Source organism: Clostridium rhizosphaerae (assembly GCF_016765585.1).
GTDB classification, from domain to species: domain Bacteria; phylum Bacillota; class Clostridia; order Clostridiales; family Clostridiaceae; genus Clostridium_AT; species Clostridium_AT rhizosphaerae.
The window spans coordinates 17,687-38,059 of sequence record NZ_JAESWC010000001.1 but is presented as its reverse complement, the minus strand read 5'-3'; the positions used below and the strand labels follow the sequence as shown (position 1 = coordinate 38,059).

At 33.5% G+C, this 20,373-nt stretch carries 24 protein-coding genes; 13 read left to right on the top strand and 11 right to left on the bottom strand.

Annotated elements, in window-relative coordinates:
* Positions 1 to 31 precede the first annotated feature (31 nt).
* Positions 32 to 1,381 (bottom strand): aspartate aminotransferase family protein, encoded by a 1,350-nt coding sequence (locus tag JK636_RS00220; protein WP_202746828.1) that lies wholly within the window; start codon positions 1,379 to 1,381, stop codon positions 32 to 34.
* A gap of 498 nt (positions 1,382 to 1,879) precedes the next feature.
* Here JK636_RS00220 and JK636_RS00215 point away from each other — a divergent pair, with 498 nt between their 5' ends.
* Both JK636_RS00215 and JK636_RS00210 read left to right on the top strand, forming a co-directional pair.
* Positions 1,880 to 2,788 carry an EamA family transporter gene (locus JK636_RS00215; RefSeq protein WP_207751670.1) on the top strand — a complete coding sequence of 303 codons (909 nt, stop codon included), beginning with the start codon at positions 1,880 to 1,882 and terminating at the stop codon, positions 2,786 to 2,788.
* 135 nt (positions 2,789 to 2,923) lie between these two features.
* Positions 2,924 to 3,076, top strand: a complete 153-nt coding sequence (locus JK636_RS00210) for a hypothetical protein (RefSeq protein ID WP_202746827.1) — start codon at positions 2,924 to 2,926, stop codon at positions 3,074 to 3,076.
* Positions 3,077 to 3,249: 173 nt separating this feature from the next.
* Here JK636_RS00210 and JK636_RS00205 read toward each other — a convergent pair whose 3' ends face one another.
* On the bottom strand, positions 3,250 to 4,578 hold the full coding sequence (locus JK636_RS00205) for a glycosyl hydrolase family 18 protein (protein ID WP_202746826.1): 1,329 nt from the start codon (positions 4,576 to 4,578) through the stop codon (positions 3,250 to 3,252).
* Positions 4,579 to 4,803: 225 nt separating this feature from the next.
* Between JK636_RS00205 and JK636_RS00200 the strand changes: the two genes are divergently transcribed.
* Together JK636_RS00200 and def are read left to right on the top strand one after the other, a co-directional pair.
* Positions 4,804 to 5,040 (top strand): helix-turn-helix transcriptional regulator, encoded by a 237-nt coding sequence (locus JK636_RS00200; protein WP_202746825.1) that lies wholly within the window; start codon positions 4,804 to 4,806, stop codon positions 5,038 to 5,040.
* Positions 5,041 to 5,493: a peptide deformylase gene (gene def / locus JK636_RS00195; RefSeq protein ID WP_202746824.1), complete on the top strand. Its 453-nt coding sequence runs from the start codon at positions 5,041 to 5,043 to the stop codon at positions 5,491 to 5,493. It begins immediately after the preceding gene.
* 152 nt (positions 5,494 to 5,645) lie between these two features.
* Here def and JK636_RS00190 read toward each other — a convergent pair whose 3' ends face one another.
* The 3 genes from JK636_RS00190 to JK636_RS00180 are packed head-to-tail and all read right to left on the bottom strand — an operon-like array spanning position 5,646 to position 7,073.
* Complete coding sequence (locus JK636_RS00190; protein ID WP_202746823.1) at positions 5,646 to 5,936, bottom strand: hypothetical protein; 291 nt, start codon at positions 5,934 to 5,936, stop codon at positions 5,646 to 5,648.
* 18 nt (positions 5,937 to 5,954) lie between these two features.
* Complete coding sequence (locus JK636_RS00185; RefSeq protein WP_202746822.1) at positions 5,955 to 6,524, bottom strand: beta-class carbonic anhydrase; 570 nt, start codon at positions 6,522 to 6,524, stop codon at positions 5,955 to 5,957.
* 18 nt (positions 6,525 to 6,542) lie between these two features.
* On the bottom strand, positions 6,543 to 7,073 hold the full coding sequence (locus tag JK636_RS00180; RefSeq protein ID WP_202746821.1) for a dihydrofolate reductase family protein: 531 nt from the start codon (positions 7,071 to 7,073) through the stop codon (positions 6,543 to 6,545).
* Positions 7,074 to 7,743: 670 nt separating this feature from the next.
* Here JK636_RS00180 and rsgA point away from each other — a divergent pair.
* The 4 genes from rsgA to JK636_RS00160 all read left to right on the top strand — a co-directional run bounded on the left by rsgA (position 7,744) and on the right by JK636_RS00160 (position 11,045).
* Positions 7,744 to 8,826, top strand: a complete 1,083-nt coding sequence (gene rsgA / locus JK636_RS00175) for a ribosome small subunit-dependent GTPase A (protein WP_202746820.1) — start codon at positions 7,744 to 7,746, stop codon at positions 8,824 to 8,826.
* Positions 8,819 to 9,607 (top strand): GNAT family N-acetyltransferase, encoded by a 789-nt coding sequence (locus JK636_RS00170; RefSeq protein WP_202746819.1) that lies wholly within the window; start codon positions 8,819 to 8,821, stop codon positions 9,605 to 9,607. Before rsgA ends, JK636_RS00170 begins: the two co-directional genes overlap by 8 nt.
* A 125-nt stretch (positions 9,608 to 9,732) precedes the next feature.
* The gene (locus JK636_RS00165) at positions 9,733 to 10,188 is read left to right on the top strand and encodes a hypothetical protein (RefSeq protein WP_202746818.1); all 456 of its coding nucleotides are present in this window, start codon (positions 9,733 to 9,735) and stop codon (positions 10,186 to 10,188) included.
* Between the two features lie 116 nt (positions 10,189 to 10,304).
* The gene (locus JK636_RS00160; protein WP_202746817.1) at positions 10,305 to 11,045 is read left to right on the top strand and encodes a Type 1 glutamine amidotransferase-like domain-containing protein; all 741 of its coding nucleotides are present in this window, start codon (positions 10,305 to 10,307) and stop codon (positions 11,043 to 11,045) included.
* A 179-nt stretch (positions 11,046 to 11,224) separates the two neighbouring features.
* Here JK636_RS00160 and JK636_RS00155 read toward each other — a convergent pair whose 3' ends face one another.
* Positions 11,225 to 11,752, bottom strand: coding sequence for a hypothetical protein (locus tag JK636_RS00155; protein WP_202746816.1), 528 nt, complete (start codon positions 11,750 to 11,752; stop codon positions 11,225 to 11,227).
* Positions 11,753 to 11,875: 123 nt separating this feature from the next.
* Positions 11,876 to 12,823, bottom strand: a complete 948-nt coding sequence (locus JK636_RS00150) for a methyl-accepting chemotaxis protein (protein WP_202746815.1) — start codon at positions 12,821 to 12,823, stop codon at positions 11,876 to 11,878.
* A gap of 44 nt (positions 12,824 to 12,867) precedes the next feature.
* On the opposite strand from JK636_RS00150, the gene JK636_RS00145 reads away from it, so the two are divergent.
* A complete protein-coding gene (locus JK636_RS00145; RefSeq protein WP_338025718.1) occupies positions 12,868 to 13,473 on the top strand; it encodes an SDR family oxidoreductase in 606 nt (201 codons plus the stop codon).
* 42 nt (positions 13,474 to 13,515) lie between these two features.
* Here JK636_RS00145 and JK636_RS00140 read toward each other — a convergent pair whose 3' ends face one another.
* Together JK636_RS00140 and JK636_RS00135 are read right to left on the bottom strand one after the other, a co-directional pair.
* Positions 13,516 to 14,430, bottom strand: a complete 915-nt coding sequence (locus tag JK636_RS00140) for a hypothetical protein (RefSeq protein ID WP_202746814.1) — start codon at positions 14,428 to 14,430, stop codon at positions 13,516 to 13,518.
* 67 nt (positions 14,431 to 14,497) lie between these two features.
* Positions 14,498 to 15,337: a helix-turn-helix domain-containing protein gene (locus JK636_RS00135; RefSeq protein WP_202746813.1), complete on the bottom strand. Its 840-nt coding sequence runs from the start codon at positions 15,335 to 15,337 to the stop codon at positions 14,498 to 14,500.
* Positions 15,338 to 15,684: 347 nt separating this feature from the next.
* On the opposite strand from JK636_RS00135, the gene JK636_RS00130 reads away from it, so the two are divergent.
* The 4 genes from JK636_RS00130 to JK636_RS00115 all read left to right on the top strand — a co-directional run bounded on the left by JK636_RS00130 (position 15,685) and on the right by JK636_RS00115 (position 19,423).
* Complete coding sequence (locus tag JK636_RS00130; protein WP_202746812.1) at positions 15,685 to 16,497, top strand: ABC transporter permease; 813 nt, start codon at positions 15,685 to 15,687, stop codon at positions 16,495 to 16,497.
* Between the two features lie 12 nt (positions 16,498 to 16,509).
* Complete coding sequence (locus JK636_RS00125) at positions 16,510 to 17,484, top strand: ABC transporter ATP-binding protein (RefSeq protein WP_202746811.1); 975 nt, start codon at positions 16,510 to 16,512, stop codon at positions 17,482 to 17,484.
* A gap of 2 nt (positions 17,485 to 17,486) precedes the next feature.
* The gene (locus tag JK636_RS00120; RefSeq protein WP_202746810.1) at positions 17,487 to 18,302 is read left to right on the top strand and encodes an ABC transporter permease; all 816 of its coding nucleotides are present in this window, start codon (positions 17,487 to 17,489) and stop codon (positions 18,300 to 18,302) included.
* Positions 18,303 to 18,373: 71 nt separating this feature from the next.
* Positions 18,374 to 19,423, top strand: coding sequence for an ArsR/SmtB family transcription factor (locus tag JK636_RS00115; RefSeq protein ID WP_202746809.1), 1,050 nt, complete (start codon positions 18,374 to 18,376; stop codon positions 19,421 to 19,423).
* Positions 19,424 to 19,479: 56 nt separating this feature from the next.
* Here the strand turns inward: JK636_RS00115 and JK636_RS00110 are convergent, their stop codons facing one another.
* Both JK636_RS00110 and JK636_RS00105 read right to left on the bottom strand, forming a co-directional pair.
* Positions 19,480 to 19,872 (bottom strand): secondary thiamine-phosphate synthase enzyme YjbQ, encoded by a 393-nt coding sequence (locus tag JK636_RS00110; protein ID WP_202746808.1) that lies wholly within the window; start codon positions 19,870 to 19,872, stop codon positions 19,480 to 19,482.
* A gap of 59 nt (positions 19,873 to 19,931) precedes the next feature.
* A complete protein-coding gene (locus JK636_RS00105) occupies positions 19,932 to 20,333 on the bottom strand; it encodes a (deoxy)nucleoside triphosphate pyrophosphohydrolase (protein ID WP_202746807.1) in 402 nt (133 codons plus the stop codon).
* Positions 20,334 to 20,373 lie beyond the last annotated feature (40 nt).

Genomic DNA, 20,373 nt, shown 5'->3' with positions numbered 1-20,373 from the left:
AACTTTACCTATAAGAGCCAGTATGTCATCATTAATTTTTAATAATGTTCTTCCCGGTACTCACCAAAGTATCAACAGCCAGTACAAATTCATTTTTGTTTTCATCAAGCACTTTATCTAAAGCTTCCGCAAAGCAATCAATTTCTTCCTTTGTTACAATGAGCGGCGGTTCAAATTTTATAACACAAGGATTGTTAGCTGCAAAGCCACATAGTATTTTATGATCTTTAAGCATTTTTGAGATTATATTTATCATCATAAATTCTTCCAGCATAGGTAAGTGAAGCTTCTTGAGTCCTCCAAATTCAATACCTATGAAAAGACCTTTTCCTCGAACTTCAGTTATTATCTCATGCTTTTCTTTAAGCTTATTAAGCCTCATAAGTGCATATTCCCCAAGCTCTTTTGCTCTTTCTGGAAGTTTATCCTCTTTAATAACGGTTAAGGTTTCAATTGCTGCTATACAGGCTAAGGTGTTTCCTCCAAATGTAGTAGAAGGAAGCATGGCATTTTTAAGCTTTCCATAAGTAGTATCCCAAATTTCCTGTTTAACAGAAACTGAGCCTACCGGCATTATGCCTCCACTGAGAGATTTTGAGAGACAAAGAATATCGGGAACAATATTAAGCTGTTCATAGCAAAACATGGTGCCGCATCTTCCAAGACCGCTTTGTATTTCGTCTAATATAAGTACTATCTCACTTTCATTGCAAATTTCACGCACAGCTTCAAAGTATCCTTGAGGAGGAAGATTAATTCCTCCTTCACCCTGAATAGGTTCAACTAAAAAAGCGGCAATATTATGCTTTTTAGCAACTTTTATTAAAGCATTTATATCTCCAAAAGGTATTTCTATAAACTGATGTTCAAAATGCAGAAATTTATTTTTGCTATTTGTACCTAAGGCAGAAATAGCACCTAAGGTTTTTCCGTGATATCCATTTGTGCAGTATACAATCTTTCCTTTACCATAGTACATATAAGCAATCTTTAGTGCTTCTTCAACAGTTTCAGCACCGCTGTTGGTAAAAAAACTGACAGGCAGTTTGTCATTGGTTAAAAAGCTTATGTTATTAGCAAGAACACCATTATATACATTTATACTTTGCTGCAAAAGGTTTGGTTTTGAAGAATGATTTTTTACAGCTTCGATAATTCTGGGGTGATTATGCCCAAGGTTTAAGGCTCCAAAGCCTCCCATAAAATCTAAATACTTATTGCCTTCTGTGTCCCATACATTCATACCTAAGGCTTTTTCATAGTGTACAACCATATCGCCTAATTTGAAAAATTCATATAAGGAGTTGCTGAAATTCTTCTCATATAAATTGTTAAGTTCTTCTGAAGATAATTTTTCTATATCCAGTAGATTGATAAACATAAAATTCATCCTTTCACTTAGAAGTATTGGTCAGTCTGAAATCTCTTGCTGCATTTTAAAACTTTATATATATTAAATATAATGCTATAAATAGCTTGTATATTTAATGTCCTATTTATGTGCGTAAGAAATGCACTAATACACTAAAACTTTTGTGTTGCATAGTGATAAAATATTTAAATATTTATGCTATAATTGACATTGTGAAAAAATAAAAGTTTAAGGAGGTAAAAGTCCTAAATGGACTTTTACGGGCAGTCTACGAGCGTGAGCGAGTGAGATTAGACTGCCCCGTGGCGGAGCAAAGTCCTAAATGGACTTTTACGGGCAGTCTACGAGCGTGAGCGAGTGAGATTAGACTGCCCCGTGGCGGAGCAAAGTCCTAAATGGACTTTAGCAGGTAACTTATAAGCGAAGCGAATATCTTAAGCTACCCAGTGCCCGAAGGTAGCGAGTGCTTTAGATTACCCAGTGTTTTTGAGTGAAAGGAGAAACTTAATGAATTCAATATTTAAAAATAAAGAAAGCAAGATTTATTTAGCTTATATAGCTGTATGTATACTTTGGGGATCTACTTACCTGGCTATAAGAATAGGAGTAGGAGAATTTCCGCCCACTTTATTTGCCGGTATAAGATTTTTGTCTGCAGGTGCTTTAATGCTTGCTTTTTCTGTATATAGAGGACTAAAACTTCCTAAGAACTTTTCAGAGGTTATGAAGATTTCAGTAGTTGGACTGTTTCTCTTGTTAGGTGGGAATGGCTGTGTAGTTTGGGCTGAAACTCGTATAAGCTCAGGAGTTGCATCTTTGCTGGTAGCTACAGTTCCTTTGTTTATGGCTCTTATAGAATTAGTTTTACCTGACAGGCCAAGACTTAATTTTAAAGGTTGGACAGGTCTTTTAATAGGTTTTGGAGGAGTTGCTCTTTTGGTTTTTCCAAACTCAAAAGGAAATTCAGCTGATGTTTTTGGAATAGTACTTCTTCTTATAGGTGCTTTTTCCTGGGCTATGGGCTCTGTATATTCCAAAAGCTTTAAGGCAACATCGTCAATTATTCCTAACATAGCGATACAAATGCTTGCCGGGGGATTAGGATTATTTATAGCAGGGACTATTTTTGGAGAACTTCCTAAGCTTCATGTTACTCCAAAAGGCATGGGAGCTATGCTTTATTTAATCATCTTTGGCTCTATTGTAGGCTACAGCTGCTATGTTTATATTTTAGATAAATGGCCGGCTGCAAAGGCTGGAACCTATGCCTATGTTAATCCTCTTGTAGCAGTACTTCTGGGAGCGTTAGTGCTTGGAGAACCTTTATCCTTGGGGGTAATAATGTCTACAGCAGTAATTTTAGGCGGTGTTATCTTAGTGCAAACCTCAAAGACTAAAAATAATAAGAAGTCATAATGATACAGTGAAACAGCTTAATTTTAAAAGATTAAGCTGTTATTTTAATGTTTGAATTTTATGAAAAGTATGTTATTCTATCTGCGTAGACAATAAAATTCAATTATTTTTATACTTTTGTCGAGGTAAATAATTATGGCAAGATTTATGTCAACTTTATCCTTAATCGCTTCTATAGTATATTTGTATACAGGTATTTTAACTTACAGTCTGGATAAGAAATCTAAGGAGTACAGGCTATTTTTATTTTGGAATGTAGCTCTTGAAATATGGACTTTCAAAGCTTAATTTAATAAAGAAGATGAAAAGCAGCTTGTAAATAAAGCTGATACTTTATTGTATACTGCAAAGAACAACGTAAGAAACAGGATTGAATATATTTACTAGAAATAAAATGCAAATATCAGAATCCCCTGAAAGAGTAAAGGTATCTTGATACTTTACCCTATTCAGGGGATTTTTTATCTATTAAATTTTGTTTTTATACTTGTCCAATAATCGGTGTTTTCAAGACCTAGTCTCCAAATTGCTATACCATTTAAATTATAGGAATTAACAAGATCAAGTTTATAGTTAACGCTTTGGTTATTTTCAAACCAAACTGAGTGAGCGATTCCCGAGGTATCTGTATAATTGAAGTAAGGTGATTTGGATGTATCATCCCACATAACAGCAGCCTTATTAGAGGAGGCAAGATTGTATATGCCGTTTATTCCATAAGCTTTTGTACCGTTAGTTGACCAGTCATATCCGTAAGCTGCAACTCCAAGCATTATTTTTTCTTTTGGTATTACTGTAACTGCATATTTTACTACATTCTCCGCCCAACCAATAGAAGCAATCGGGCCTGCAGTTCCGCCTGGATAGTGTTCGTCATAGGTCATTATAGCTATCTGATCAGAGTAGTTTGAAAGAGCTGCATAGTCGTATGCTCCACTCCAGCTGTTTGTTGTACTATCAAAGGTCTTTGCTGGAACTGAAAGTGTTACTGAATAACCTAAGGGCTTTAGCTTATTGTAAAGTTCCTGCACAAAAGTTGTATAGTAGCTTCTGTCATAGTAGAATACACCTTCAAGGTCAACATTTACACCTTTATAGCCATTGGTTTTTATTGCATTTAAAAGATTGTTTTCTAAATTTAATCTATTTGTTTGATTTTCAAGTACTGATTTAGCAATATTACCGTCAAAGTTGTTTTGAAGCATTGCATAGGTTCTAATTCCATTGCTGTTTGCATAAGTTAACTGGTTAGTTGGAACTAATCCTGATATATTTCCAAGACTATCTGTATTATAGGTTTGAGTTGCTATTTCATCTATAGAAGAAGTATTGGCGGCCATTGAGTTATAGGAGGAAGTATCCCCGCTATAATAATAAGTTGTAAAACCTAAAATCTGTTTTTTAGTGGTAGCTGTCGTAGTAGAAGCTTGAAGCGTTACAGCTGAAATATGTGTAGAATTAAGTGATGTACCATAACGATTATAAGCAGCGACATAAAACCAATACTTAGTGTTAGCTGTTAACGCTGACTTTACGAAGCTTGTACTTGTAACAGTTGCAATCTTAGTATAGTTGCTGTCGTTTGTAGTAGCCATATAGACATAATATCCCGAAGCACCGGTTACAGAAGACCATTTCAAGGTTATAGAGCTTGTACTAATATTTGATGCAGTTAAGCCTGATGGAACCGATGGTACTGAATTGTTAGGTTTGGCCATAACATATTGTGTGTTGAAGATAACGATCATAAAAAGTGCGATTAGTGCTGTAATACTCTTTTTGATTCTCATTTGTAACCCTCCTCAAATTTATTTTTTATGTACTACTTTAATATAATAAACTAATTATATGAGATTTTTGTTAACTTTAAAAGCATTCTATAGTCACCAAATTGTAGGATAGAGGTCCTTAAGAAATAGGGACTAAAGCCCCTAAGCGTGTAAGGTTGACTTGATGTAAGTGTAAAATAATGGTATATTAGTTATGTAAGGTCAACATTACAGGAGTGGTATTTAATGAAGAATAAAATAAAACAGTTTCGTGAGCATCTTGGTTTAACACAAGAGCAGCTAGGTCAACTTGTAGGGGTTTCGAGGCAGGCGATTAATGCTATAGAAACAGAAAAGTTTGAACCATCTATTTGGCTGGCTTATGATATTGCTAATGTATTTCATAGTTCTATTGAAGAAGTTTTCCTTTTTGAGGAAAGTGAAAGAAAATCAAGAGCAGAACAAAGCAGAGGTGTTGTTTAAATGGCATTGAGACAAATTAGATTATATGATGATGAAATATTGAGAAAGAAGAGTAAGGGAGTCAAAGTTGTAGACGATAAAATAAGACAAATATTAGATGATATGGCAGAGACAATGTATAATACAGAAAACGGGGGAGGGTTGGCTGCCCCTCAAGTAGGCATATTGAAGCGTCTAGTTGTAATTGATATGGGAGAAGGTCTTATTAAATTAGTGAATCCTAAGATAATTGCTGAGGAAGGAAATCAGGAAGTTATTGAAGGATGCTTAAGTATTCCAAATAAATGGGGAAAGTTAGATAGACCTGAAAAAGTAACTGTTCAGGCATTAAATGAAAATGGAGAAGAAATTATTTTAACTGGCAAAGGAGATTTAGCAAAGTGCTTCTGTCATGAAATAGATCACTTAGATGGAATTCTGTTTACTGATTTTGTTACTGAATATATAGATTAATATAATTATCCTAATAAATTAAGGTACGGAAAAATATTATTTAGATAGAAAAAACTGAGAACACAGAAATTACGAAAAGGTAAATATATAAATATTTATATATTTATAACCTTTTTCAGCTAAAGAATGTGTTCTCAGTTTTTTATTATTAGTTAATTATTATCTATGTCTTTTTTTGAAATAAAATCAAACCACAGTGCACTTATAAGTCCAGATATAAATCCAGCAAATAAAAGCATACTCATTAGAAAATAGGCTAAATCTTTAAAGCCCTCTCTGTGCGTTGTTCTAACTAGTATAAGATTAACTATTGATCCTATTAAGCTCAACACAGACGGTAGGTATTTAGCAAATCGTTTTGTTTTAAAAAGTTTGTGAAACAAATAAGTTATAGAGAAGAAAACTAAAAATATTGCTATAAGTACTAAAATTAATCTTTCCATATAAACTCTCTCCCTTTACTATAAACTTATTTCATAACCATTAACGACGACATCTAATTTTCCTGTTTCAGGATCAATAATCAAACCATGAATTTTTATGTCCTTTGGAATAAGAGGGTGATTTTTTATTAAATTTACACTTTCCTTAACAGACTCTTCAACTGAATCAAAGCCGTGCAGCCATTTTTTTATATCGATTCCAGCGTTGGTCAAAGTGCTTATAACCTCTTTTGAAATGCCTCTCTCCATTGCTTTTTCCATAGTGCTATCTACATTTATACTGCTCATTCCGCAGTCGTGGTGACCGATAACCAAAATCTCATCAGCCTTAAATTCATAAACAGCAACAACAATACTTCTCATAATGCTTCCAAAGGGATGCATTATTGAAGCACCTGCATTTTTAATAAGTTTAACATCTCCATTTTTAAGATTCATAGCTTTTGGAAGAAGCTCTGTTAATCTAGTGTCCATGCAGGATAAGATTACAAGTTTCTTATTAGGCTGCTTGGATGTTATATATTTGTCATATTCTTTATTTTCTACAAAGGAATGATTAAAATCTAATATTTCCTGTAATTTATTCATAGCAACCTCCGAATTTAATTATTTTAATTCATAATAAAGTGTTGCAAACTGATTAAAACGTCTAACGTCTTTAAGTACTAACTCATACTCAAAATCAATTTCTTTAAACAAAGGAATTCCACTGCCTATTATTGTTGGAGCAATTGTAATTATGAATTCATCAATGAGCTTTTCCTTTATAAAATAGTGAAGTAGTTCGCCGCCGCCAACAACCCATATGTTTTTCCCGGGTATTTTTTTAAGCTTATCTGCAAAACTTTTTATATCTTCATTTACAAACTCAACATTTTCATTTTTACCCTTTGAAGTTCTGGAGAAAACATAACACTCTTTGTTCTTATAAGGAAAGTTTTCATTTTCTGCTTCGATGAGCCAATCATAGGTCCTTTTACCCATTAAAATTGTATCCACAGTTTCGTAAAACTCGGAATAGCCATTGTCGCCTTCGCCTTCAACTTTAAAAAGCCATTCTAGTGAGTCATCTTTAGTAGCTATATATCCATCTAAGCTTTCTGCTATAAATAAAACAATCTTTCTTTTATTAGTCATAGTTATATCCTCCAATATTTTTTAGATATATTATAATCAATTATAGCATTTATTTCGCTATTTTTAGATAATTATTATTATTAAATGGTTGACAAATTTATCCTGACAGCATATTATTAATATGTAAATATTTTAAATTATTAAAATATTTTTATGAAAGGAAGTGTGTTTTAATGAGTGCAAATTTAAAGGTGATTGCTTCTTAAAACTAAATATGGGCAAAAATGTGACGTAGGGATAAGTGTATCTTTTATTTGTGTCGTGTTTTTGCAGCTTAGATAACCTTTCATAGATACAGTGTATATGTGACATATTAACACGACTGAATGGTCGTGTTTTTTTATACCGCAGAAACAGCCTGTCTTTAAGGTTGCTTTATGCGGTATTTTTATGTCCATTTTTAAGTTTAGAAAGGAGAGATGTTTTATGAAAAGTGTAGATATAAAAGAAAGAAGCAGTGTAGAGATTTTGGAATTAAAAATAAGAAAATTAAAAAAAATTTGGAGGTTAAAGCCCTAAATTGGCTTTAACGGGTAGTTTGCCAGGCTAAAGTCTATTTAGGACTTTAGCTGGTAACTTATGAGCAAGCGAATGTTTTAAGTTACCCAGTGACCGAAAGGGAACGAGCATGTTTAAACTATCCCGTGTTCCGAGTAAATGGAGGAAATGAATGAATAATATTATTGAACAATATGGTTATACAGATTTTTATAAAGCTCAGGAAGGTAATTTTAATTTAGAAGAAAAGAATTTGATACCTGGAAGAGTTATAGAGGTTCAAAGAGAGACCTATAAAATTGTTACAGACAAGGGTGAAAGTTACGCAAAGCTTAAGGGCTCTATATTTTATAATGATGCTTTCCAAAGCACCTATCCTGCAGTAGGAGATTTTGTGCTTGCATTTCACAACCCTTATGGTGAGGATGTTATATATCATGTGCTTGAAAGGAAGAGCAAGTTTTCAAGACTTGATTCTTTTAATCAGATAGAACAACTTGTTGCTGCTAATTTTGATTATGTTTTTATAATGACTTCTTTAAATCATGACTTTAACATCAAAAGAATAGAAAGATATTTAACTGCTGCATGGGAGAGCGGAGGAACTCCGGTAATTATACTTACAAAAGCAGATTTATGTGAGGATTATGAGGGTTATGTTGAGCAAATAGAGCAGATTGCTTTTGGTGTTTCTATAATTCCAATAAGCTCAGTAACCGGTGAAGGTATGGATAAATTACAGGAATTTATAAAGCCTTCTAAGACTATAGTGTTCCTTGGTTCCTCTGGTGTAGGTAAGTCTAGCCTTGTAAATGCTATTGCAGGGGAAGAAATTATGAAGGTTAATAATATAAGAGAGGATGACAGCAGGGGGCGTCACACAACAACTCATAGAGAACTTATTATGATGGAAAATGGAACTATGATTATTGATACTCCAGGAATGAGAGAACTTGGCATGTGGAATGCTTCAGAGGGTTTGGATACAGTTTTTTCTGATATTGAAAAGCTTTCTGGAAATTGCAGGTTTAGAGACTGCAGCCACGGAAGTGAACCAGGCTGTGCGGTAAAGTCAGCACTGCAAAGCGGAGAGCTTACTAAGGCAAGATGGGAAAGCTATATAAAGCTTAAAAAAGAAATAAGGTTTGCTGAAATGAAGGAAAATGCATCTATAAGAGCGAATGAAAAGGCACGCTGGAAGAGCATATCTAAGGCACAGAAACAGTTTAAGAAGGATGGAAGCTACTATGTATAAGTACGTTAAGTCAAATATAGAGGAAAACAAGGAGTCGTTCAGTTCCTACCTTTCTAGTCTTTCTGGAATTTATGATGAATTTCTAGAGGAGCATATTTTAAATTCAGAAATATATTCTATTTATGTAGATGATGTATACTGCGGATATTTTGGAATTTTTAATAAAACGCTTCTAACACAGTTTTTTATAACTAAAGGATTTTTAAGACATGGACAAAAAATATTTGTTGATATTATAAAAAGTTATGGAATAAAAAATGCCTTTGTTCCTACTTGCGATGAGCTGGTTTTAACTCTAGCGCTAGATAACCATTTAAAAGTTAATCTTCAGGCTTATTTCTTTAAGGAGAGTGGTGAGACGGTTAAACCGCCTAAATATGCAAGAGAATTTCTAAAAAAAGCAACTCTTGAGGATATAGATGAGATTAAGGAAATAACAGGGGACTTTATTGATAAGCATGAAGAAAGAATTAATGAAGGCCAGCTGTATATTCTAAGAGAAGATGGCGAGTTTTTAGGCCTTGGGATTATAGTAGACAACAGAATAATAAAAGGCTGTGCATGCACAGGTATGTTTACGAATGAAAAGTATCGTCAAAAGGGTATTGGAAGAAGTATTATAATGAACTTAATGGATATATGCAGAGAAAAAGGCTTAAAGCCTCTTGCAGGCTGCTGGTACTACAACCATAACAGTAAGAGAACCCTTGAAAGCTCAGGCTATATAAGCACAACGAGGCTTCTTAGAATTGATTTTACTGAGGATGCAGGGGAAGTTTAGAATTAATTATGAAAAGAGGGTTGTCTCAAAACAGCCCTTCAATAATTATAATAATTCAGCATTTATGTAATTTTTTCAAAATATAATATATAGATTTGAAAGAATAAATCTACGGAGGTGCTGTAATGAAAAACTCAAAAAGATATATTTCTCCATCCCTTTTTGGACTTATAGTAATTTGTTTCTTTCTTCCTTTTGTTACAGTTTCTTGTCAGGGACGGCAGATTGCAACTTTAAGTGGAATTGATTTAGCTTTAGGTAAAGCTATAGAAGGACAAAGGATGAATCCAAATACTTTTGCACTCTTAGCATTTATAACAGCAGTAATTGGAATTTTTGCGGGATTTTTAAAGAATATAAAGAACAACATTGTATCATCTATTATCGGAGCAGCAGGATTTGTATGTGTACTGCTTATCAAATCTGACATAAGCAGTATAAAAATAGAATCCCAATATATAAAGCTTCTGAAGATAGAATATAGGATCGGATTAATTCTTGTAGTTATTCTATTTATATGTGTTGTGATTTATAACCTTATTAGTTTTTATTTAAACAGGAATGAGATTAAAGATGAATAATAAAAAATGACTTAGCAGCCGGATTGGCTGCTATATTATTTTATAAACAAATTTCAATTTAATGTTATGGATATAAATGGTATAATAATTGTAATTATATTTGCGGGAGGGTTATTATGGGGAAAATAGTGACTATAGGGGGAGTAACACCACCGGCATCCTTGGATTTCATTGATGAAGAAATTATAAAACTTACGGGTAAAAAACAGCCTAAGATGCTTTATGTTCCTACAGCAGGAGGGGATAACCTTGGTTACTGCGAGCTTTATAGAAGTATTTATGAGGGACGCTTTGGCTGCGAGGTAGACATACTCTTTTTAATAAATGAAACGCCAGCTGAAGATGAAATACGTAAAAAGATATTTTCAGCAGATATTATTTATGTAGGCGGCGGCTCTGTAGTAAAGCTTTTAGAAGTTTTTAAAAGCTTTAATGTTATACCTATGCTTAAAGAGGCTTATAATGAAGGAAAAGTATTTGCAGGTATTAGCGCAGGAGCACTCTGCTGGGGGCTAAACTATTTTGACACGGAATATACTGCAGGCTTTAAGACAATTAAAGGATTTTCAGATTACACTAGAGCTAATTGCATGGGCTTTGTGCCTTTTACAATATGTCCACATTATAATCTTGAAGGCTATAAGGAAAAGATGGATTTGATGACAGAAGATTTTGGACATGTTGGTATAGCTATTGATAACGACTGTGCTGTTCAGTTTGTAGATGGCAGGTATCGTGTAATTGCTACAAGGAAAGAAGCCAATGCATATAGGGTATATAAAAAGGGAGAAGAAATCATACGAGAGGTAATTGCTAAGGAGGCAGACTTCAGAGTATTAGAGGAGTTATATAATTAGGGTAAGTATTAAATGTTATTGACAGGTTATTCACAACAAAAGAATAAAAGTTAGCCTATATGTTATATTGCTTGGCAATTTAAGATATAGGCTTTGCTCTATAAGGGAAAATAGCTCCTATATATTTTTATCGTCTGATAGAGATGTTCAACTTTTAGTAAATCATAGTTTTTATTTCTTTAGCACATAACAATAACTTTATAAGGAGTAGTCTGAGCAGGGATACTTTTGGTTGAAGGTCCGTAAATAACAATTAGATTTCTGTTTCCTGGATATCTGTTAAAAGGCTGATTGTTTTTCAGTATTATTTCAGTTGAGGGAGCAAGATTCAATTTTAAGCTTCCACTACTGCTTACAAGCTGATTGTCAAAGTAGTCAAAAGCAACATTTTGATACTCAGTATCTTTTGCCACAACAATTGCTGGATATTGAGGAGGATAAATAAGAATAGCCGGAGCGTTTGCATCGTAAAATCCAGTTACTGTGTCTCCTTCATTTATAACTTCATAATCTACAAAATAAGTTTCAGGAGATATTACAAAATTTACTGGTCCTTTGTCGCTGCTCTCTATAGACATTAACTTGTAACAACCTGTTGAAGCATCATCTGGACTTTGATTAAAATCCTCAATTTTTGTAACGATACCAGTAACAGCTGCAAATTTTTGTGTATCAATTCTCCATTTATAAGGGCAATAGAAATACATATAAATACTCCTTTTAAAATAATTATTAATCTTACTATTAATAGATTATGATAAATTATAATAATTGTGAGGAGTTTGCTTGATTAAAAAATAAGGAGCTTTCATAAACAAGCTCCTTATTTTTTAAACTTTAAATCTATTTAACTGTGCAGAAATTTTTTGAGAAACATCATTCAAAAGCTTAGAAGAATTAGATACCTCTTCCGCGGAGGAGTTCATTTCTTCAGCTGAGGCTGATATTTCTTCTGAGGATGCTGAAGTTTCCTCTGCAACTGCTGAAGCCGCCTCAACTCTCTTAATGATATCTTCTTTCTTTTCGTCTATTTGCTTTGTAGCTCCATTTATTTGCTCTATTTGAGGAATTATTTCTTCCATGGAAGATACTATGTCTCTAAAAGATGTTATAGAGCCTTCTATGATTGAGGATTGATCCTTGAGCTCTGTGGTTACCGCATCAGTTGTAGTAATTACATCATTTGCTTCTGAGGTAATTTCACTAATAATCCTGTTTATATTTTCTGAGGATACTTTAGACTGCTCGGCAAGCTTTCTTATTTCATCTGCAACTACCGAGAAGCCTCTGCCCGCTTCTCCTGCTCTTGCAGCTTCAATGGCTGCATTAAGTGCAAGAAGGTTTGTTTGGTCAGCTATGCTTTTTATAGCACTGGTGATTTGCTGAATCTGATTAATGTTAGAACCGAGCTTGCCGATCTTGGCGCTGACTCCCTCAAAGGATTGTTCTATATTTTTTATTGAATCAACTAGTGCCTTAAGCTCAGAGTTACTGTTAGCTGCTTTACTGCTTATGAGCTTAGAATTTCCATAAACGTTAACAACTAACTTTGAAATTTTATCAAGGTCATTTCCGAAGTCTTGAATTATTCCGCTTATATTTACTAAATCGGCAGCTTGTTCTGTAGCGCCGTTAGCCACTTCGCCTATAGCTCCTGAGACCTCATAAGAAGTCTTGCTTAATTCTAGTGAAACCTTTGAAAGGGTACCGGACTGTTCTTCTAATTGTGTTGTGTTAGCTTGGATACCTTTAATCATACCTGAAACCTTTAAAAGCATCTCATTAAAACTCTCTCCAAGAATAGAAACCTCGTTTTTTCCACATATCTGAAATTAGAAACCTGTGGCTTAGGTCAGTAAAGAAATGGGGAAGCATAGATATTTGGATTAATAATGCAGGACAGAACTGTCCTCGTGAATTTATGTGGGACACCGATGACGAATATATTGATGCTGTTGTAAATACAAACATAAAAGGTGTTATGTACGGCTCGAAAGTAGCAGTTGAAAATATGCTAAAGCAGGGACACGGACAGGTTTTTAATATGGAAGGATTAGGCTCTAATGATATGATTATTAATAAGACCATTCTATATGGTACTTCAAAACGTGCATTAACTTACTTTACAAAAGGTCTAGCAAAGGAGTTGAAAGATTCTCCCGTGAAGGTAGGAAGATTATCTCCAGGGATGATGCTTACTGAGTTTATAACCAAATCTCCTACAGGAGAGATATCATCAGTTACGAAAGATGATCAGTTTAAAAAAGTGTTCAATATTCTAGCAGATAAGCCTGAAACAGTCGCCAAGTTTTTCGTTCCCAGGATACTCTCTAATACTAAACAAGATGCACATATTGAGTGGCTTACAAATATAAAGTCAGCTAAGAGGTTTATGATGGCGCCTTTTAAAAAGAGAGAGTTGTTGTAAATTATAAAAATGCTGTGAGTTCTAATTTCACAGCATTTTTATTTATAATTCTTCTATCGCACCAAAATTCTTAAGAATTCTAACTCTTTTTACGGCCATATAACCTTTCCAGTTTTTTGTGGCGTTTCTTGCTTCAAGTGTATTTACTCCCCAAGAGAAGTTAGGTGTCCATACACCTTCATCATTAATATTACTAATCCAAAAATCAATATTCATTGGTATATGCTCTTTTAATAAATTATACCATTGAGATTCAGTAGAATCTATAAAGTCAAGTGGCTGAGCCACGTAATTCATATATTCTTCAGGCTTTAAACATATATTGCTTAGTATTCTCTTATTCATTGCCTTGCGGACCTCTTCATTCAAAAGCTCAGAGCCTGTTTTTTCAAGAGCAATAAATAACTTTTGAATACAATAAATATCGTGGTCTCCAACAGCCTTATCACTTTTTAAAAGAGAAATACACCTTTCTGCAATTTCATTTCCAAGAGTTTTCTGCTCATTGTTTCCATATAAAAGCATTGCAGCAGCAACTACAGCACAAGGGTTTGGTGAAAACTCAGTATCAGGGCTGTAATTCCACCAGGGAGCGCGAGGATAGTCTTCTACTTCCTTTGGCACAGCCTCCCAGTAAGATGGGGTATTCTGTTTTGTTTTCATAAAATAATTTAGAAGGTCTAAAAACCATTTCTCAGTTACATCTAGATCGAAATTAAGCATTGTAAAGATTGCTTCTGTTGAAACAATAGCGGAGGACTTTGGAAGTAGCATGTCCGACTCAAAAGCATTTCCAAAGCCTCCGTCAGCATTCTGATATTTTAGCATTTCTTTTAATAACTCATCTTTAGAACCATTGTTCCAAAGAAGCTTCCACTTGGCTACTTCCAGTGGTCTTGCATTTTCGTATATCCATTTTTCCACTTTTTCTAATTGCTCTTTTTTCAGCTTTTCCATAGTTTCACCTCATTTTCTGTTTTTAGTATATAATAAATAAACTTAATTATATTGTAAAAATACGACATTACCTGTTTCTATAAGCAAAAGCTCTTCCTTCGGAAGGTGTCATTGAATGATACTTTTTAAATTCTTTTAAAAGATGAGCCTGATCTGTAAAGTTATATCTAAACACAGCATCTTGTATGCAAAACTTTGGATTGCATACAATGTCCTGCCATAAATATTGATATCTTATAAGCTTCGAAAGCTTTTTTGGAGTTATACCGGTGAACTCTAGAAATAATCTTTCCAGCTGTCTTTGACCCACCGCAGTATAATGTGTAAGTTCTGAGATTTGAAATGTACCTTTTGCCTTTAAAATATAGTAAATGCTGTTCATTACATTATTGTTTTGTCTGCCTAAATTAAGCTTTTTTAGAAGATACTCCTCAGCTGCTGCAACTCTTTCACTAATAAAATGCTTATCAATTAAAATTGGTTCAAGCTGCCTGTGAAAATCTTCAAAATAAGCTTCAACATCAACAAAGGTATTCATAGCATCCCTCATAGAATTGTTCGAAAACAAAGGTACTGCCCAGAAGTAAAATCTTATTGCAAAGCATGAAATTTCTTGTTTAACATTCTGTACTTGAGATGCAAAGGATATATCATTTATTCCGCAGAATAGATTTTCTGTTTTATTATCATCATGGTTTATGTTAAAGATAATATCCATACAGGTATCTGGTGTGACCAAACTAAAATTTGTACATTTTGAAATAGAGTTCAAGCAAGGCTTTGGAGTTCCCCAAAAACAGCGGATATATGGCTTTAGAGCATCGCAGGGCTCTATTTCTGTGTATGTTTCATTATCTTTAAATGGATGAGAGGTTAATGGGCGAAATATATTATTAAGGTTTGGCATAAAACACCTGCCTGAATTTGATTTGTAAATACAATTAATAAAATGTAAATATAATACAAAGTTGTATTTATGTTGTTCATTGTATCACTGTAGAATTTATATTACAAGCATGATAAAACATCAACTAAATTAAGAAGTAATTATTTAGATTTATTATTGACAATATTATCCCTCCTGCTTATAATACCTCTGCCCTAAGATTTGGGCGATTTTGGTTAACCAAATAGCTAATCAAAATTTTGGAAAAGCAAAATAATTATGTATCATTTTGTGACTCCAGAGAAATACAAGGGGCATAAGGATTGATAATCCTTATGTGGCTCAGAGAAATACAAGGGGGTATATTAATGAATTTGAAAATCCTAAAGGCAACCTTTAAAAGAAACTTCATCATGCAGCTAAGAGCTTATCCAAAAGATTTTTTTATTGGAAACACTCTCACTGGAATCTACACAGTTTTATCAGCATTTTTCATGTATCAGCTTTTATTTAAGGGAAATCTTGATGATACCTTTAAAGCTTACTCAGGAACCGGAGATTACATGAGCTATGTAATAGTGGGGACCGCTCTTTATCTTTTCGTAGTCAGAACCTGTCTTAATGTAAGCAGAAGTCTTATAACAGAACTTAGGGAAGGGACACTGGACAGCCTAATGATTGCACCCTTTAACAGGATTCAGTATTTTTGCGGCAATATGCTTCAGCAGACCATAACTACCAGCTTTGAGATTATAGTAATGATAGTTATAAGTTTATTCTTTGGGGCAGACTTTTCTCACATAAATCTTCTTTCCTTTATTATAGGTTTTGTATTTTCTCTGTTTGCTTACTTTTCACTATCCTTGGTATTGGCAGCAGTAATGCTTTATTTTAGAGATACTTATATATCTCAAAATACCTTGTTTGCTCTTATGTTTTTAGTTTGCGGAGTTACCTTTCCGATTGAATATTTGCCAGTACCGCTTCAATATTTAGGAAAGCTCTTACCTGTAACAGCTTCTTTTGACATTATTAGAAACAGCACAATAAGTGGAATAGGTATATTAGAACAGGTAAATTCATTTAGTTATTTGATAATACTTAGTATGATTTACTGTGTTTTGGGTTTTATTCTTCTTAAAAGAGTAGAAAAAATAGCACTTGAAAAAGTATTTGGTTAGGAGGAAAGATATATGTTAATTGCAGAAAATTTAAAGAAGGTTTATGTTCAAAAAACTAAAAAGGGGTTTTTTAAAGCTGAAAAAAGCAGAGTTGAAGCAGTAAGAGGTATCAATTTCAGAATAAATGAGGGGCAGATTGTTGGTCTATTAGGCATAAATGGGGCAGGAAAAACAACAACAATAAAAATGCTTTCAACTCTTTTAACACCTACAGAAGGTAAAATTACTATAGACGGCATAGATGCAGTTAAAAACTCTGCTGAAGTAAAGAAAAAGATAAATATGGTAGCTGGCGGGGAAAGGATGATTTATTGGAGGCTTACTGGAAGGGAAAACCTTTGGTACTACGGACAGTTATATAATATTGAAAATAAAGAATTGGACAGAAGAATAGATTATTTGATGGAACTGGTGGGACTTAAAGAAAGTCAGGATATTCCCGTTGAGAGATATTCAAAGGGGATGAAGCAAAGACTTCAAATTGCAAGAGGCTTGATAAATAATCCAAGCTATATTTTTATGGATGAGCCTACCTTAGGGCTTGATGCTGCTATTGCAAAGGAACTTAGAGAGCATGTAAAGAGAATTGCATATTCCGAAGGTAAGTCCATACTTTTAACCTCTCATTACATGCCTGAGGTTGAAGAGCTTTGCGAATATATTTATATCATGGATAAAGGGCTTATAATTGCAGAGGGAACACCAAAGCAGCTTGCTTTAATGGGCATGGAGGAAAAGACCCTTTGTATGGAAACTTATATTATGAACACAAAGCTTAATGAAGAAATATTTAAGATATGCAGAGGCATTGAGGGATGTAATATAGAGCTGGATGAGAAAAATATGCTGTATACTTTTAAATCTAAGATGGATTTAAGCAATGAGATAGCTAGTCTTTTAATAAAGCATAAAATGCCTATCAAAAGCTTTTACACAAAAGAACCAAAGCTTGAGGATGCTATTATAAAATTATCAAAGGGGGCTTAAAAATGATATATTTTTTAAAGGTTGTAAGAGCTGAAATGGTCAAGCAGCATAAGAATTATTTTCATAATAAATCCATATATATTTCCTTGTTCTTTTGGCCTATGCTTGTTTTCCTGTCAACATATTACGGATATAAGCCTTTTAATATGGATAAGATTAGAAACCATATAACTTACCTAAATAGCTCAAATGTTATTTTATTTGTTCTAATTGGTTATGTTTCTATGAGTTTTTTCAGATCTCTAGTTCAGTCAGCCTGGAGATTTTCCACTGAGAGAATTTTTGGTACCCTTGAACTTATCTATTTAACTCCGGGAAACAGGCTTGCTTTTGTTTTAGGGAATGCCATTTCTTCTGTGTTTGAAAGCGTATGGCTATTTGTAGTGTTTTCTGGAGTTATTTTATATATAAAAGGCAATGCTTTTAATGCTAATATTGCTTCAGCTTTGATTGGAATTATGCTTGTAATAGTACTTTCCCTGCTGTGGGGAATGCTTTTAAATTCACTGTTTTTATATTCTAGAGATACAGGTTTTCTTTTCACTATATTAGAGGAGCCAATGGAAATCTTTGCAGGAATTAAAGTTCCCACAGCAGTATTTCCACTTTGGGCCAAGGGTATAAGTTATGTTTTTCCTTTAACCTATGCTGCTGAGTTATTAAGGAGGGCCCTCCTTAATAATGAAAGTATTTATGATTTAAAAAACTTCATATTAGTCAGCATTATCATAGGAGCCATAATGATGGTAATAACCATATTTTTTCTTAAAACAGGCGAAGCTCATGCTAAGGAAACAGGGAGTATGTCTTTATTTTAAATAAATATGCTATAATAATCCTAAAGTAAGCACTCTAAGATTCCCAGTGTTCCTAGTGAAAGGAAGATATTATGAAGCTTTATGATTACAATGAATTTAATTGGAATATAGAGTTTATATATTCGCCATACTTTGAAATGCTCTGCAGTCTTCACGTAATAACAAAACCAGAGCATCATTTAAGCAGGCTTAATTGGTACAGAGATATAAAGGAAAGAATGGATACAGATTTATATGAAGAGATAATGTATTTTGGAAATAATTACTATGAGTGGCTTACTGTTATGGACTTTAAGAATATTGTTTATAGAGTTAACGACCTGGATATTATTGCTTCGCTAGAATGTATCGCTGAAATGGATATTGTAGAGTTTGTATATATAATTTTACGACAAAGCTTAAGCAGAGAAGAAGTTGAAAAGTGTATCAGAAAAGCTTCCTATAATGGTGATTTTACAAAGATAAGCGAAGTACAGGCAAGGATTTTTAATAATCCAGAAGGCTTTAAGAGAAGATTTATTGCATGTCTTAAAAAATACTATTATCTTTACTTTGAAAGAGAACTCAGATTTATTGAACCTCTTCTTATTAGGAAACTAAAAAAAGAAACAGCATTATGCGAAGATATAGGTCTTAAAGAATACGCTCCAAAGATTCATACGAGAATTGAGACTACGGACAAGGCTTTTCTTTTTCATAAATACACTTTGTTTACTGTACCTTTTACTTCTATAAATAAGGTATATATAACTATAAGCAGCTTTATAGATCCACATCTGCTTATTGATATAGAAGAAGGAAAAAGCCTTCAATTTACTATAAGGGTAAATTTGGAGAAGTCAGCGGAAGAAGTGCCTCTAGACTTGTTTATAACTATGAAATCTTTAGGAGATGAGACAAGGCTTAAAATTTTAAGATGTATTTATAAGAAAGTTAACAGCACTCAAGCTATTGCAAAAGACTTGGCAATGACAGAAGCAGGAGTGTCAAAGCACCTAAAGTTTATGTATGAAGCAGGTATCCTTCGCAAAAAAAGAGAGGGAAATTACATTCATTACATAATTGAAAGAGAAATTATTGATAGAATACCTATGGATATGTATCAGTATTTGGATAGTTAGATTAAAAAAGAGAAGATTCATAGAAATCTTCTCTTTTTACACATCTAATTTTTACATTAACCTTCCATAACCTTAACATAAACACTTCTATTTCTAGGTCCGTCAAACTCGCAGAAGTAAATGCCCTGCCAGGTTCCAAGCTTAAGCTTTCCGTTTTCAATTATCACTGTTACTGAGGAACCGCATAAGGAGGCTTTTATGTGAGCATGTGAGTTTCCTTCAAAGTGTCTATGTTCCTTCCTTTCTGGGAAAACTCTATTCAAGTCTGACAGCATATCAAATACAACATCGGGGTCAGCATTTTCATTTATAGTAACTCCGGCTGTTGTATGAGGGATAAACGCTACAGCAATTCCGTCAGTTATTTTCTTTTTTGATACTTCTTCTTTTACAATAGAAGTAATATTTATAAATTCCTGAGCTTTAGTTGTTTTAACCTTATATTCCATATAAATTCACTCCTTTTTACTATAATATAAAAATATATTTCTAATTCAATAAAGAGATTTTAAAGCTCTTTATTGCAAGCAAAGTTTTCCAATTTTTTAACCACTAATATATCTGCCGGCACCCAATTAAGACTATATAGCTGTTCATTGGTTATCCATCTAGCTTCATTATGAGCGTTTAAATGTATTTCACCTTTGCATATAGTACATATAAAACAGTGCATTGTAAGATGAAAGTCTGGGTAATCATACTCAATGGTAGTTAAATAATTTAATATATTAATATTAACTTCTAATTCTTCTTTAATTTCACGGATAAGGGCTTCCTCCCTTGTTTCTGAAGGTTCTAGTTTTCCTCCCGGGAATTCCCACATATCAATAAATTCACCGTAGCCGCGGCGAGTAACTAAAATTTTATCGTTAAGTTTTATAATGGCTGCAGCTACTTCTATTGTCTTCATACATACCCTCCACAAATTTCCAAAGTAATATATTTATGTT

Bases quoted from the DNA above. Each gene is read 5' to 3' on its own strand.
- JK636_RS00220 (WP_202746828.1), bottom strand. From the start codon at position 1,381: ATGTTTATCAATCTACTGGATATAGAAAAATTATCTTCAGAAGAACTT.
- JK636_RS00215 (WP_207751670.1), top strand. From the start codon at position 1,880: ATGAATTCAATATTTAAAAATAAAGAAAGCAAGATTTATTTAGCTTAT.
- JK636_RS00210 (WP_202746827.1), top strand. From the start codon at position 2,924: ATGGCAAGATTTATGTCAACTTTATCCTTAATCGCTTCTATAGTATAT.
- JK636_RS00205 (WP_202746826.1), bottom strand. From the start codon at position 4,578: ATGAGAATCAAAAAGAGTATTACAGCACTAATCGCACTTTTTATGATC.
- JK636_RS00200 (WP_202746825.1), top strand. From the start codon at position 4,804: ATGAAGAATAAAATAAAACAGTTTCGTGAGCATCTTGGTTTAACACAA.
- def (WP_202746824.1), top strand. From the start codon at position 5,041: ATGGCATTGAGACAAATTAGATTATATGATGATGAAATATTGAGAAAG.
- JK636_RS00190 (WP_202746823.1), bottom strand. From the start codon at position 5,936: ATGGAAAGATTAATTTTAGTACTTATAGCAATATTTTTAGTTTTCTTC.
- JK636_RS00185 (WP_202746822.1), bottom strand. From the start codon at position 6,524: ATGAATAAATTACAGGAAATATTAGATTTTAATCATTCCTTTGTAGAA.
- JK636_RS00180 (WP_202746821.1), bottom strand. From the start codon at position 7,073: ATGACTAATAAAAGAAAGATTGTTTTATTTATAGCAGAAAGCTTAGAT.
- rsgA (WP_202746820.1), top strand. From the start codon at position 7,744: ATGAATAATATTATTGAACAATATGGTTATACAGATTTTTATAAAGCT.
- JK636_RS00170 (WP_202746819.1), top strand. From the start codon at position 8,819: ATGTATAAGTACGTTAAGTCAAATATAGAGGAAAACAAGGAGTCGTTC.
- JK636_RS00165 (WP_202746818.1), top strand. From the start codon at position 9,733: ATGAAAAACTCAAAAAGATATATTTCTCCATCCCTTTTTGGACTTATA.
- JK636_RS00160 (WP_202746817.1), top strand. From the start codon at position 10,305: ATGGGGAAAATAGTGACTATAGGGGGAGTAACACCACCGGCATCCTTG.
- JK636_RS00155 (WP_202746816.1), bottom strand. From the start codon at position 11,752: ATGTATTTCTATTGCCCTTATAAATGGAGAATTGATACACAAAAATTT.
- JK636_RS00150 (WP_202746815.1), bottom strand. From the start codon at position 12,823: ATGCTTTTAAAGGTTTCAGGTATGATTAAAGGTATCCAAGCTAACACA.
- JK636_RS00140 (WP_202746814.1), bottom strand. From the start codon at position 14,430: ATGGAAAAGCTGAAAAAAGAGCAATTAGAAAAAGTGGAAAAATGGATA.
- JK636_RS00135 (WP_202746813.1), bottom strand. From the start codon at position 15,337: ATGCCAAACCTTAATAATATATTTCGCCCATTAACCTCTCATCCATTT.
- JK636_RS00130 (WP_202746812.1), top strand. From the start codon at position 15,685: ATGAATTTGAAAATCCTAAAGGCAACCTTTAAAAGAAACTTCATCATG.
- JK636_RS00125 (WP_202746811.1), top strand. From the start codon at position 16,510: ATGTTAATTGCAGAAAATTTAAAGAAGGTTTATGTTCAAAAAACTAAA.
- JK636_RS00120 (WP_202746810.1), top strand. From the start codon at position 17,487: ATGATATATTTTTTAAAGGTTGTAAGAGCTGAAATGGTCAAGCAGCAT.
- JK636_RS00115 (WP_202746809.1), top strand. From the start codon at position 18,374: ATGAAGCTTTATGATTACAATGAATTTAATTGGAATATAGAGTTTATA.
- JK636_RS00110 (WP_202746808.1), bottom strand. From the start codon at position 19,872: ATGGAATATAAGGTTAAAACAACTAAAGCTCAGGAATTTATAAATATT.
- JK636_RS00105 (WP_202746807.1), bottom strand. From the start codon at position 20,333: ATGAAGACAATAGAAGTAGCTGCAGCCATTATAAAACTTAACGATAAA.